This window comes from Streptomyces sp. MMCC 100 (assembly GCF_041538145.2).
Classification (GTDB): Bacteria; Actinomycetota; Actinomycetes; order Streptomycetales; family Streptomycetaceae; genus Streptomyces.
Window position 1 is genome coordinate 1,683,026 of record NZ_JBGORK020000001.1, and the last position, 12,633, is coordinate 1,695,658.

Consider the following 12,633-nt stretch of genomic DNA (forward strand, 5'->3'; position numbering starts at 1 on the left):
CGTTGTCACTGACGAACACGAGGAGGGGAGCGGTCACTGTGCTTGATCCGCAGGATTTGTACGCCTGGGAGCCGAAGGGCCTTGCCGTCGTCGACATGGCACTCGCCCAGGAGTCGGCCGGACTGGTCATGCTGTACCACTTCGACGGATACATCGACGCCGGCGAGACCGGCGACCAGATCGTCGACCAGGTGCTCGACTCGCTGCCCCACCAGGTCGTCGCCCGCTTCGACCACGACCGGCTCGTGGACTACCGGGCGCGCCGGCCGCTGCTGACCTTCAAGCGCGACACCTGGACGGACTACGAGGAACCCACCATCGAGGTGCGGCTCGTCCAGGACGCCACCGGGGCGCCCTTCCTGCTCCTGTCCGGCCCCGAGCCGGACGTCGAGTGGGAGCGCTTCGCCGCCGCCGTACGGCAGATCGTGGAGCGGCTCGGCGTCCGTCTGTCGGTGAGTTTCCACGGCATCCCCATGGGCGTTCCGCACACCCGGCCCGTCGGCATCACCCCGCACGGCAGCCGCACCGACCTCGTGCCGGGCCACCGCAGCCCCTTCGAGGAGGCGCAGGTCCCCGGCAGCGCGGAGGCGCTCGTCGAGTACCGGCTCGCGCAGGCCGGCCACGACGTGCTCGGCGTCGCCGCGCACGTCCCGCACTACATCGCCCGCTCCGCCTACCCGGACGCGGCGCTGACCGTCCTGGAGGCGATCACCGCGGCGACCGGCCTGGTCCTGCCGGGCATCGCGCACTCCCTGCGCACCGACGCCCACCGCACCCAGACGGAGATCGACCGGCAGATCCAGGAGGGCGACGAGGAACTCACCGCCCTCGTCCAGGGCCTCGAGCACCAGTACGACGCGGCCGCCGGCGCCGAGACCCGGGGCAACATGCTCGCCGAGCCCGTCGAGATCCCCTCCGCCGACGAGATCGGCCGCGAGTTCGAACGGTTCCTGGCGGAGCGGGAGGGCGACAGCTGATCCGGTAATCTGGCGGATGAGCGCGCCCCACCTCTCCCCGCCGTAGCGGGGATGATCCGGTGGGTCCGACCGGCGGGATCGGAGTCGGTAAGTTGCTCCCCGCACTCGCGGGGATTGGTGAGGTGGAGGCGCGGTCATGCTGTCCGTGGGCCTGACCGGCGGGATCGGCGCCGGCAAGAGCGAGGTGTCGCGGCTCCTCGTCGAGCACGGCGCGGTACTGATCGACGCCGACCGGATCGCGCGCGAGGTCGTCGCCCCCGGGACGCCGGGACTCGCCGCGGTCGTGGCGGCGTTCGGCGAGGACGTCCTCGCCGAGGACGGCAGCCTGGACCGGCCCAAACTGGGCTCGATCGTGTTCTCCGACCCGGAGAAGCTTGCCGTCCTGAACGACATCGTGCACCCCCTGGTCGGTGAACGCTCCCGCGCGCTCGAAGAGGCCGCCGCCGAGGACGCCGTCGTCGTCCACGACGTCCCCCTGCTCACGGAGAACGGTCTGGCGCCGCTGTACGACCTCGTGGTCGTCGTGGACGCCGACCCCGCCACCCAGCTCGACCGGCTGGTACGGCTGCGCGGCATGACCGAGCAGGACGCGCGGGCCCGCATGGCCGCCCAGGCGACGCGCGAGCAGCGCCGGCAGATCGCGGACGTGATCGTCGACAACGACGTACCGCTGGAGGAGCTTCGGCGGCGCGTCAAGGAGGTCTGGGACGAACTCGTGCGCAGGGCGCACACGGAATAGCGGATCCGGCGCGTGCGTTGATCCCTCCGAGAGAGGGAAGGACTTTGCCGTGCCCGAGACAAGCGGTTCGCCCGGACGTACTCCGGAGACGGATGTCATCGACTTCCGTGCCGCCGAGCAACTGCTCGCGGCGCGGGACCCGCGCGGCGCGGTGAAACTGCTCGACGGCGTCATCGGCGCCCATCCCGAGAACACCGCGGCCCGGCTGCTGCGCGCGCGTGCCTTCTTCGCGGCGGCGCAACTGCGACCGGCCGAGCTGGAGTTCACCATCGTCCTGGAGCGCGAGCCGGACAACGCGTTCGCGCACTTCGCCCTCGCCCGCACTTACGAGCGCCGCGGCTGTCCCGACCAGGCCCGGCGTCACTTCCGGCTGGCGGCGGCGCTGGACCCGAACCCGGAGTATCTGCAGCAGGCGCGGTTCGACTCCTGACGGTCGCCGCTCCGGCGCGTCAGGACCCCAATGGCGCAGTCAGCGCTTCGGCGGCAGGTACGGCGGGATGTTCCGGCCCGGCTGGTAGTGCGGGCCCTGGCGGATGTGCCGGAGGATCACGACCAGGTCGACCGTGACGACGAGCCACAGCACACCGCAGGCGAGCGCCCATCCGAAGCGCCCCGTGAGCGCGAAGGCGGCCGTGCCGAAGATCGCCCAGACCAGCCCCCACACGCTCAGCCAGAAGCGCGCCCGCAGGGCACTGCGCGCGGTGGCCGGTTCACTGCCCGTACGCATCGGTTCACCACTCCTGTAACGAACGTACTCCGGCAGGCAGCGAGGGGGAAGCGAGGCGTTCCGCCGGGGCGGCCGCACCACGGGACCGGGCGCGTTCACTCGGTCGGGTGAACCGCTGCCGGAAGGGAACGGGCGTGCGGGGGCGGACCGTTGGACGGGCATGGAGCTGAAAATGCGAGAGGGACACCAGGGCACGGGACCCGGAGCCATCACCCCGGACGGCTGCGCGGTCGAACTCTATTCGCGGCTGCCCGCCGGAGCCGAGCCGGACATCGTCGCCGCCGCCGTACCCGAGGGCGCGCGGATACTGGAGCTGGGCAGTGGCGTGGGACGCATGACCCATCCCCTGCTGGAGCGGGGCTTCCGCGTCACCGCGGTGGACGAGTCCGCCGAGATGCTGGAGCACGTGCGCGGGGCGCGCACCATATGCAGCGCGATCGAGGACCTCGACCTCGACGAGCGCTTCGACGCGGTGATGCTGGCGTCGTTTCTCGTGCACGCCGGGGACGTCGAGGTCAGACGGGAGCTGCTGCGCACCTGTGCCCGGCATGTCACGGACGACGGCTGTGTACTGATCCAGCGGGAGGGGGCGGACTACCACACGAATCTGCCGCGTGAGCGGGTGGACCCCAGCGGCTTCACCGTCCGGATCCTGTCGGCGGACCCGGTGGGCGACGGCGTCAACTCGGTCCGGGCCGAGTACGAGTTCCCGGACGCGGTCTGGACGCAGACCTTCCGGGCCCGGCCGCTGACCAAGGAGCAGTTCGAGGAGGCACTGGGGGAGGCGGGACTCGCGGTGGACCGGTATCTCACCGATGACGGGACGTGGGTGAGGGCCGTGCCCGTGCGGCAGGGGTAGCGGCAAGATCAGAGGCGGAGGCAGAAGGCGGTCCGGCGATGATTTCCGGGGCGACGAGCGGTCTGTATCCCGACAGCAGCACGGACCGTTCAGCTCAGGAGACCACCATGTCCGAAACCACCGCTTCCCCCACCACCGTGCCGGCCCGCGGACGTGGCCTCCGGGTCACCCTGCGCGTGGTGCAGGTGCTCCTCGCGCTGTTCTTCGCCGTCGCGAGCGCCCTTCCCAAGCTGATCGGGCACTCCTCGGCGGCGGACACCTTCGCCGAGATGGGCTGGGGCGACGCGGGCATGTACACGATCGGTGTCCTCGAGCTGGCGGGAGCGGTCGCCCTCATGGTCCCAGTGCTGCAGTCGGTGGCGGCGACGGCCCTGGGCGCGCTGATGGTGGGCGCGTTCGTCGTCCAGCTCACCTGCTTCGACGGTGAGAACGCGGCGACACCGCTCATCCTGCTGGTGCCGCTCCTGATCGTCGCCAGGGCCCGGCGCGGGCACAACGAGGAGCTGCGCCGCCTGGTGCGGGCCGGGGTCCGACGGGGCTGACCGACCGCGTCCCGCCCACCGACCCGCCTACTGCGTCCACGGGCGCCTGCGGACTGCTCAGGGCCTGCTCCCGGCATCCCTTCGGGAACCGCTCAGGCCCTCCAGCCCGCGCAGCCGCTCCATCTCGCGGCGATCGCGCTTGGTCGGGCGGCCGGCACCCCGGTCGCGGATGCCGGCCGGGGCGACGGCCTCGCGAGGCGGGGGCGGCGGGGAGTTGTCGACGTAGCACTGGACGGCGACCGGGGCACCCACGCGCTTGCGGATCAGCCGCTTCACGACGACGACGCGTTCCCGGCCCTCCTGCCGCAGGCGCACCTCGTCGCCGACGCGGAGCGAGTACGCGGGCTTCACCCGCTCGCCGTTCACCCGGACATGGCCGCCGCGGCAGGCGGTGGCGCCCAGGGAGCGGGTCTTGATCAGCCGGACGGCCCAGATCCAGCTGTCCACGCGGACGCTCTCGCCGCTCTGCGGCCCGGCCGCCTCGGCAGCGGCGATCGCCGCCGCGGTCTTCGGGTCCGGTGTCCCGGCGGCGGGAGCGACACCGTACTGCGGGGCGGCCGCCCGGCCGCTTCCGCCTTCGTCATGCTCGGAAGCCATGTCTCGACCTTAACCGCCCGGCACGGTGGCACGGGCCGCAATTTCCGCGCCCGGCCGTCGGGCCCGGATCGGGCACCGGAGCCCCCGCGTACCTCTCGCGGGCCGGGGGCGGCCTTACGGTGGACGCATGGACACCGGTGGCCTCTCCGTACTCGACCAGCGCATCGTGGGCTGCCGGGCCTGCCCGAGACTGGTCGAGTGGCGGGAGGAGGTGGCCCGTACCAAGCGGGCGGCGTTCGTCGACTGGACGTACTGGGGCAGGCCGGTGCCCGGCTTCGGTCCGCCGGACGCGCGGCTGCTGATCGTCGGGCTGGCACCGGCCGCCCACGGCGGCAACCGCACCGGCCGGATGTTCACCGGCGACCGTTCCGGGGACGTCCTGTACCAGGCGCTGTACGACGTGGGCCTCGCCTCGCAGCCCACCGCGGTCCGCGTGGACGACGGCCTGGAACTGTACGGCGTGCGCGTCACCTCGCCGGTGCACTGCGCCCCGCCCGCCAACAAGCCCACCCCCGCCGAACGGGACACCTGCCGTGCCTGGCTCGTCCAGGAGCTCGAGCTACTGCGGCCGACGCTGCGGGCCGTGGTCGTCCTCGGCGCCTTCGGCTGGCAGGCCGCGCTGCCCGCGTTCGCCGGGGCGGGCTGGACCGTGCCCCGCCCCCGCCCGGCCTTCGCGCACGGCGGACACGTGACGCTGGACGCCCCCGACGGACCGGACCTGCATCTCTTCGGCTGCTTCCACGTCAGCCAGCGCAACACCTTCACCGGCCGGCTCACCCCCGAGATGCTGCGCGACGTGCTGCGCACGGCGGCGGAGACGGCGGGCCTGCCCGCTCGGTAGCCGGCGCCGCCCGCCGTCGCAAAAAGGGGCTGAGCGCCCCGGAGCGACACGGTTACGGTGCTCCGATGGGCCTGTATCCGGAGATCGAACCGTACGACCACGGCATGCTCGACGTCGGCGACGGCAACCACGTCTACTGGGAGACCTGCGGAAACCCGCACGGCAAGCCCGCGCTGGTGCTGCACGGCGGACCGGGCAGCCGCGCGAGTCCGGGCCTGAGGCGGTACTTCGACCCCGCCGCCTACCGGATCGTCCTGCTCGACCAGCGGGGCGCCGGACGGTCGCTGCCCCGCGCGAGTGCCTACGACACCGACATGAGCGTCAACACGACCGCCCACCTCATGGCCGACCTGGAGCGGCTGCGGGCCCACCTGGGCGTCGAGCGCTGGCTGGTGTGGGGCGTGTCGTGGGGCTCGGTCCTGGGCCTGCGGTACGCGCAGACGCACCCCGGGGTGGTGACCGAGCTGGTGCTGACCGGGGTCGCCACCGGCTCCGACGCCGAAGTGGCCCTGCTGACCCGCGGGTTGGGGAACATCTTCCCGCAGGCCCACGAGCGGTTCCTCGCCGAGCTGCCCCCGGACGAACGCGACGGCAACCTCGCCGCCGCGTACAACCGCCTGCTGGAGTCGCCGGACGCGGCGGTGCGGGAACGGGCCGCGCGGGCCTGGACCGACTGGGAGACGGCGACGATCCCCGCACCGCCCGGCTCGGTCGCCCGGTTCCGGGACCCGGAGTTCCGCATGGGCTTCGCCCGTACCGTCACGCACTACTGGGGCAACGACCACTTCCTCGGCGACGGCAACGACGAGGGCGTGGTCCTCAGGGACGCACACCTGCTGAAGGGCATCCCCGGCACGCTGGTCCAGGGCAGCCTCGACTTCGGCAACCTCCTCGGCATCGTCTGGCGGCTCCACCACGCCTGGCCGGACAGCGAACTGGTGCTCGTGGACGAGGCCGGGCACGACGCCGGGGCGACCGGCGACGAGGCCCTGATCGCGGCGACGGACAGGTACGCGCGCGGTGACACCGGGGAATGAAGGACTAGGGCCGCCACACGTAGCGCACGTCCGGCTCCCGCTCCTCGTTCCGGACGCCGTCCGTCCACTCCACGGCCGTGAAACCGTGCCGCTCGTAGAAGCGCCGCGCGGGCGCGTTGACCCGGAACGTCCACAGCGACAGCCCGTCCGCCCGGCGCTCCTTGGCCAGGGCGACGAACCGGTCCCCGATCCCGCGCCCGCGCCGCTCGGGGGCGAGGTACAGCTGAGACAGCTCCTCGCCCTCCAGCACCATCACACCGGCCACCGTGCCGTCGGCCTCCTCCGCCACCCACGTCTCGTGCTGGGGCACCACCACGTGCCGGAAGTACTCACGCACCTCCGTGTCGGACCGGGGCCGGACCACGGTCGGCAGTGCGGCGGCGAAGGAGCGCAGCCAGACGTCGGCCGCCGCACGCGCGTCGGCGGCCGAGGCGCGCCGCAGGACGACAGCCCCGGCTTCCGCCCCGGCTTCCGCCCCGGCTTCCGCCCCGGCTTCCGCCCCGGCTTCCGCCCCGGCTTCCGCCCCGGCTTCCGCCCCGGCTCCCGCCCCGGCTCCCGCCCCCCGGCTCACGGACGGCCGCTCTCCGGCACGACCGCGGTCGCGGTGATCTCCACCAGCTGCCCCGGGTACCCGAGGCAGGCCACCCCGAGCAGCGTCGAGGAGTGCGGCCCCGCACCGAGCCCGGACGCCTCGATCACGTCCCAGACGGCGGACAGCGCGGAGGTCTCGGTGCTCACGACGTACACGTCGGTCGACAGCACGTGCTCCAGGCCGCTCCCGACGGCGCGCAACTGCTCGGTGAGGTTAGCGATCACCTGCTCGGCCTGACGGACCGGATCGCCCTCACCGACCAGCTTCCCCTCGGCGTCGAGCGGTACGGACCCGGCGAGGAACGCGAGCCCGGTCCCGGCCTCGACGACGGAGGCGTGGGAGTAGGCGGGCGGCGGGAAGAGACCGGGCACGGTGACGCGCTGGATCACGTGGACTCCTGGAAGGCGGACGGACAACCTCCCGATCGTCCGTTCTCCGCCGGCGCGGCGCACCCGATTTTCGTTCGCGGACCGAACCCCGGCCGCCTAGGCTCCCGGCGTCTGCCCCGCCCCGCCCGCCCCCACCGTCAGGAGCCCGTACCAGTGCCCACCCCCACCCTCACGGACCAGGCCTTCCTCGACACCACCGCCGACCGGCTCGCCGCCCTCCCCACGGTCCGGGCGGTCACCCTCGGCGGCTCCCGCGCCCGGGGCACGCACGGACCGGACAGCGACTGGGACCTGGCGGTCTACTACCGGGGCGCCTTCGCCCCGGACGACCTGCGCGCCGTGGGCTGGGCCGGGGAGGTCTCGGAGATCGGCGACTGGGGCGGCGGTGTCTTCAACGGGGGCGCCTGGCTGACGATCGACGAGCGCCGCGTCGACGTGCACTACCGCGACCTCGACGCGGTCGAGCACGAGGTGACGGAGGCTCAGGCGGGCCGCTTCGGTGTCGAACCGCTGATGTTCCACCTGGCGGGCATCCCCACGTACCTCGTGGTCGCCGAACTGGCGATCAACAAGGTGCTCCGCGGCGACCTGCCCCGCCCCGCCGCCTACCCGGAGGCCCTCCGCACGACCGCCCCCGACCGCTGGTACGGCGCCGCCACCGCCACCCTCGCCTACGCCAAGGCCGGCCACGCCCCCAAGGGCGCCCTCACCCAGGTCGCCGGCGCCCTTGCCCTCGCCACGACCCAGACGGCGCACGCGGTGCTGGCGGCGCGGGGGGAGTGGGTGACGAACGAGAAGGGGATGGTCGGGCGGGCGGGGTTGGGCGGAGTCGACGCACTGGTGGCGGGCCTGACGCCGGAGCCGGAGACCCTGGCACGGGCGGTCGGTGACTGCGAGACGCTGCTCGGCCGAGCCGTACAGGCGGCCCGGTACGGATGACGCGACGCGGGTCGGTGGCTCACTACACTGCCGGTGGGACAGGCGGCGTACACCGCGATGCGACCAGGGGGAGGCCGAGAACCGGTGGAACCACTGCGGGACGACGACCCGTCGGTCATCGGCGGGTACACGCTGCGGTGCCGCATCGGCACCGGCGGGATGGGGCAGGTCTACCTCGGGGAGTCGGCGGCCGGTCTCCAGGTCGCCGTCAAGGTGATCAAGGCTTCCGCGTTGGACGAGGACACCAGGGCCCGCTTCGTGCTGGAAGTGGACAGCCTGAAGACGGTCTACGGCCCCTTCGTCGCGGCCTTCGTCGCCGCCGACGCGTACGCCGACCAGCCGTGGCTCGCGGTGGAGTACGTCCCCGGCCCCGACCTGCGGACGTACGTCACCGGCCACGGGGCACTGCCCCTCGCCGAGACCGCGAGTCTGGGGGCGCTGCTCGCCGAGGGCCTGCGCACCGTTCACGACGCAGGCCTCCTGCACCGTGACCTCAAGCCGCAGAACATCCTCCTCGCCGACTACGGGCCGAAACTGATCGACTTCGGACTGGCGGTGCTCGCGGAGCGCCGTTCGATGCTGACGGCGACCGGGTTCGTCGTCGGCTCGGTCCTGTGCATGCCGCCCGAGCAGGCGCGGGGCGAGCACCAACTGACCCAGGCGGCCGACGTCTACGCCCTCGGCGCCGTCCTGCTGTACGCGGCCACCGGCCACTACCCCTACACGGGAGCCGGCTGGCAGGCCGTGGCCCTCCGGATCGAGGACCCGACCACGTCCCCCGACCTGTCGGGGCTGCCGCCGGAGCTCCGGCCGGTGATCGAGACGATGCTGGCGCACGACCCCGAGTCCCGCCCTTCCCTCGGCCAGGTCACCGACCAACTGGTCCAGGTCATCCGCGGCTGTGGGCTCACTCCGGCCCAGGCCAAGCGCAGGCTGACCGACCGCACACCGGCCGAGCTCCTGCCGGAGCTGCCCGCGCGGCCCGAGCACGCCCCGTACGACCCGGCCGTCGTCGACCCCGCCGCCCGAGAGGACGAGGAAACAGCCTCTCGCCCCGAACGGCGGCCCGGGCCGGACGACGAAGCCGTATCGGACGCCGAAGCCGCATCGGACGCCGGTGCCGAACCGGACGACGGTGCCGAGCCGCCGGCCGCCAAGCCGGCGGCGGGCCCCGCAGCGGCCGGCCCCGCGGAGCCCCTCGCCCCGGCGCCGCGGCCCCCCGACCCCCGCACCCGCCTCTCGGCCCCGCTCCGTATCGCCGAGCGCCTGCGCGCCGCATACGCCCGCGACGCCCGTTTCTGACACCGCGCTCCGCGGCCCCTCGCCCGCGTGACAGAATTCGTCGGCATATTTCATCGCCACCGAATCGCTGCTGACGGAGGAAGACCGGGGTGTCAGAACAGGGGGAGACCCGCTATCCGCCGGGCGCACAGATCCTGGTGCGCGACGAGGAATGGCTGGTCAGGAACGCCTCGCCCACCGACCACGACGGCGACAAGATCGAAGCCGTCGGAGTGTCGGAATTCGTGCGGGACGAGGAAGCGGTCTTCTTCACGGGGATCGACGAAGTGGACCTCCTGGAGCCGGAGAACACCCGCCTCGTCCCCGACACCTCCTCCTACTTCCGCCGCAGCCGCCTCTTCCTGGAAGCCGTCCTGCGCAAGACGCCCCTGCCGCAGTCCGAGCGCGGTCTCGCACTCGCCGACCGCTTCCTCCTCGACCCGCTCACCTACGAGCAGCGCCCCGCCGAGCTGGCGCTGTCGATGCGCAACCTGCGGCCCCGCGTCCTCGTCGCGGACGTCGTCGGCCTCGGCAAGACCCTCGAAATCGGCCTCACGCTGGCCGAACTGATCCGCCGCGGCCGGGGCGAACGCATCCTTGTCGTCACTCCGCAGAGCGTCCTGGAGCAGTTCCAGCACGAACTGTGGACCCGTTTCTCCATCCCCCTGGGCCGCCTGGACTCGCTGGGCATCCAGCGCATCCAGCGGGAGATCCCGGCCGGCCGCAACCCCTTCACGCATTACAAGCGCGTGATCATCTCGGTCGACACCCTCAAGAACATCGGCCAGTACCGCCACCACCTGGAGCGCATCCAGTGGGACGCCGTCGTCATCGACGAGTCCCACAACCTGATCAATCCCGGCAGTCAGCGCCGCGCCCTCGCCGAGATCCTCGCCCCGCGCACCGACGCCCTGCTGCTGGCCAGCGCCACCCCGCACAACGGCGACAAGCAGTCCTTCGCCGACCTGATCTCGCTTCTCGACCCCGCCGCCATCGCCGATCCGAACCACTACGACCCCGAGAAGGACCTCGGTCACCTCTTCATCCGGCGTACGAAGGTCAGCCCCGAGGTCCGCGACCAGATGGGCAGCGAGTGGGCGGACCGCGGCCCGACCGTCTCCCTGCACTGCGCGGCCACCGAGGCCGAGGAACGGATCTTCGCCGAACTCACCGAGCACTGGCTGCCACGTCGACCGACGAGCACCGAGTTCGGAACGGCCGACCAGGACCGCCAGTCCGTCAGCACGGACCCGCTCTTCGCCTACAACCTCCTGAAGTCCTTCCTCTCCTCCCACAAGGCCCTGGCCGACACCCTCGACGCCCGCGTCACCAGCCTCACGACGCGCGTCGCCAAGGCGGCGAAGGAAGGCCGCAGGCACGACCCGGCCGTCGACCGCGAGCAGGAGGCCGTCGCCCGGCTCCGCGCGCTCACCGACTCCATGGGCGACGGCACCGCCCCCGGCGACTCGGCCAAGCTCGACGCGCTGGTCGAGCAGCTCAAGGACATCGGCGTCGGCCCCCGCAGCACCACCCGCGCCGTCGTCTTCTCCGAACGCGTCCGCACCCTGAAGTGGCTGGCCGAGGTCGTCCCGCCCAGGCTCGGCTTCCCCGCCGCCAAGATCGGCAAGGACAACGGCAAGAGCAGCAAGGACAACGGCAAGGACGCCGAGTCGCCGCACGTGCGCGTGCTGCACGGCGGTCTCAGCGACGACGAGCAGCAGAAGGTCCTCACGGCCTTCGGACTCGCGGAGAACCCGGTCCGCCTCCTCTTCACCGGCGACGTCGCCTCCGAGGGCGTCAACCTGCACCGTCAGTGCCACCACCTGATTCACTACGACATCCCGTGGTCGCTGATCCGCATCGAGCAGCGCAACGGCCGCATCGACCGCTACGGCCAGCGCCACCAGCCGCAGTTCCGCGCCCTGATCCTCACCTCCACCACCCCCGGCGCCAAGGACGACCGCACGGTCGCCGAGAAGCTGCTCCGGCGCGAGGAGGAGGCCCACAAGCTCGACGGCACGGCCGAGGCGGTCACCGGCTACTACCGGGCCGAGGAGGAGGAGCGGCGCCTGATCCGCGAACTGGTCGAGGGCGGCACCGTGGAGGAGTTCCTCGACGCGGCACCGGCGGCGGAGGACGACATGCTCGCCGGCCTGTTCGGCCAGGTCGACACCATCACCGAGCAGGAGCTCCCGCCGCGTGCCGAAGTCCCGAGCCTCTTCGACGGCGACACGGAGGCGTTCACCGAGGCGGCACTCGCCGAGCTCTACGACGAGCGCGCCGAGGACCTGATCGGCCTGGCCCGCGGCGACGACCCCAAGGGCGGCCGGTATCTGGCCCTCTCCCCGGCCAAGGCACCCGACCTCCTGCACCGCCTCAAGGCGCTGCCGCCCTCCTACCTCAAGGAACAGGGCGTGGCCGAGCGCATGCTCGTCACCTTCGACCGTGCCCTCGCCGAGCGCAAGCTCACCGACGCCCGCGAGGCATCGGACACCCTGTGGCCGAACGTCTCCTTCCTCACCGACATCCATCCGGTCGCGGAGTGGCTGACCGACAAGGTGCTCGTGCAGTTCGGCCGCCAGGAGGCGCCGGTCGTCATCTCGCCGCACGTCACCGAGGCGACGTTCCTCGTCCAGGGCATCTACTCCAACGCGCTGGGCCGCCCCACCGTCGTGAAGTGGATGGCCGTCTCGGGCCTGCCCGGCACTCCGGAGGTCGGTGACATGTCCGAGGCCCTGCGCGCCGCCGGGGTCGGCCCGCGCCTGGCCGTCACCGGCGTCCCGCACGACCGCGACCTCGACCGCCTCACCGCCCTCGTCCCGGCCGCCGTGTCCGCCGCCCGCGACCACCTGGAGCGCACGAAGGACGAGTGGGCCGACCTGATCAGCGAGCCGCTCGCCCAGTACCGCAAGCAGCTGGCCCAGTGGCGCCAGGACTCCCTGCTGCCCGAGCGCACCAGCCGCGGCCGGCGCCGGATCGAGGACACGGCCGACGAACAGGCCCGCCTCCTCGACCAGCTGCAGACGTCCGGCCGCCCCCTGCTGCGCGTCCTGGCGGTCCTGGACCGCCCGGCGAGCACCGACACCACCGACGACACCCCGGCGGAGAGCTGA

The 12,633-nt window shown here is 72.7% G+C and carries 14 protein-coding genes; 10 read left to right on the forward strand and 4 right to left on the reverse strand.

From position 1 onward, the window contains the following. Positions 1–38: 38 nt before the first annotated feature. From ABS735_RS07695 to ABS735_RS07705, 3 genes are all read left to right on the forward strand, one after another. Positions 39–977 (forward strand): PAC2 family protein, encoded by a 939-nt coding sequence (locus tag ABS735_RS07695; RefSeq protein ID WP_373902115.1) that lies wholly within the window; start codon positions 39–41, stop codon positions 975–977. 136 nt (positions 978–1,113) lie between these two features. Beyond that, positions 1,114–1,716, forward strand: a complete 603-nt coding sequence (gene coaE / locus ABS735_RS07700) for a dephospho-CoA kinase (RefSeq protein ID WP_373902116.1) — start codon at positions 1,114–1,116, stop codon at positions 1,714–1,716. 49 nt (positions 1,717–1,765) lie between these two features. Then, entirely contained in the window at positions 1,766–2,146 is a 381-nt protein-coding gene (locus ABS735_RS07705; RefSeq protein ID WP_373902117.1) for a tetratricopeptide repeat protein, read from the forward strand. Between the two features lie 39 nt (positions 2,147–2,185). Here the strand turns inward: ABS735_RS07705 and ABS735_RS07710 are convergent, their stop codons facing one another. Then, positions 2,186–2,443 carry a DUF6343 family protein gene (locus ABS735_RS07710; protein WP_373902118.1) on the reverse strand — a complete coding sequence of 86 codons (258 nt, stop codon included), beginning with the start codon at positions 2,441–2,443 and terminating at the stop codon, positions 2,186–2,188. Between the two features lie 172 nt (positions 2,444–2,615). On the opposite strand from ABS735_RS07710, the gene ABS735_RS07715 reads away from it, so the two are divergent. Together ABS735_RS07715 and ABS735_RS07720 are read left to right on the forward strand one after the other, a co-directional pair. Continuing rightward, positions 2,616–3,302 carry a class I SAM-dependent methyltransferase gene (locus ABS735_RS07715; RefSeq protein WP_373902119.1) on the forward strand — a complete coding sequence of 229 codons (687 nt, stop codon included), beginning with the start codon at positions 2,616–2,618 and terminating at the stop codon, positions 3,300–3,302. A gap of 107 nt (positions 3,303–3,409) precedes the next feature. Further along, entirely contained in the window at positions 3,410–3,844 is a 435-nt protein-coding gene (locus ABS735_RS07720) for a DoxX family protein (protein ID WP_373902120.1), read from the forward strand. A 57-nt stretch (positions 3,845–3,901) separates the two neighbouring features. On the opposite strand, the gene ABS735_RS07725 is transcribed toward ABS735_RS07720, so the two are convergent. Beyond that, positions 3,902–4,441: an RNA-binding S4 domain-containing protein gene (locus ABS735_RS07725; RefSeq protein WP_373902121.1), complete on the reverse strand. Its 540-nt coding sequence runs from the start codon at positions 4,439–4,441 to the stop codon at positions 3,902–3,904. A 127-nt stretch (positions 4,442–4,568) separates the two neighbouring features. Between ABS735_RS07725 and ABS735_RS07730 the strand changes: the two genes are divergently transcribed. Next, the gene (locus ABS735_RS07730; protein ID WP_373902122.1) at positions 4,569–5,282 is read left to right on the forward strand and encodes a uracil-DNA glycosylase; all 714 of its coding nucleotides are present in this window, start codon (positions 4,569–4,571) and stop codon (positions 5,280–5,282) included. A 65-nt stretch (positions 5,283–5,347) separates the two neighbouring features. Further along, the gene (pip, locus tag ABS735_RS07735; protein WP_373902123.1) at positions 5,348–6,319 is read left to right on the forward strand and encodes a prolyl aminopeptidase; all 972 of its coding nucleotides are present in this window, start codon (positions 5,348–5,350) and stop codon (positions 6,317–6,319) included. Positions 6,320–6,323: 4 nt separating this feature from the next. Here pip and ABS735_RS07740 read toward each other — a convergent pair whose 3' ends face one another. Both ABS735_RS07740 and ABS735_RS07745 read right to left on the reverse strand, forming a co-directional pair. Then, the gene (locus ABS735_RS07740) at positions 6,324–6,761 is read right to left on the reverse strand and encodes a GNAT family N-acetyltransferase (protein WP_373902329.1); all 438 of its coding nucleotides are present in this window, start codon (positions 6,759–6,761) and stop codon (positions 6,324–6,326) included. A 125-nt stretch (positions 6,762–6,886) separates the two neighbouring features. Next, positions 6,887–7,300, reverse strand: coding sequence for a RidA family protein (locus tag ABS735_RS07745; RefSeq protein ID WP_373902124.1), 414 nt, complete (start codon positions 7,298–7,300; stop codon positions 6,887–6,889). A gap of 153 nt (positions 7,301–7,453) precedes the next feature. Between ABS735_RS07745 and ABS735_RS07750 the strand changes: the two genes are divergently transcribed. The 3 genes from ABS735_RS07750 (at position 7,454) to ABS735_RS07760 (ending at position 12,633) form a co-directional block, all read left to right on the forward strand. Further along, positions 7,454–8,239, forward strand: coding sequence for a nucleotidyltransferase domain-containing protein (locus tag ABS735_RS07750; protein ID WP_373902126.1), 786 nt, complete (start codon positions 7,454–7,456; stop codon positions 8,237–8,239). A gap of 84 nt (positions 8,240–8,323) precedes the next feature. Then, on the forward strand, positions 8,324–9,541 hold the full coding sequence (locus ABS735_RS07755) for a serine/threonine-protein kinase (RefSeq protein ID WP_373902128.1): 1,218 nt from the start codon (positions 8,324–8,326) through the stop codon (positions 9,539–9,541). A gap of 89 nt (positions 9,542–9,630) precedes the next feature. Continuing rightward, complete coding sequence (locus tag ABS735_RS07760; protein ID WP_373902129.1) at positions 9,631–12,633, forward strand: SNF2-related protein; 3,003 nt, start codon at positions 9,631–9,633, stop codon at positions 12,631–12,633.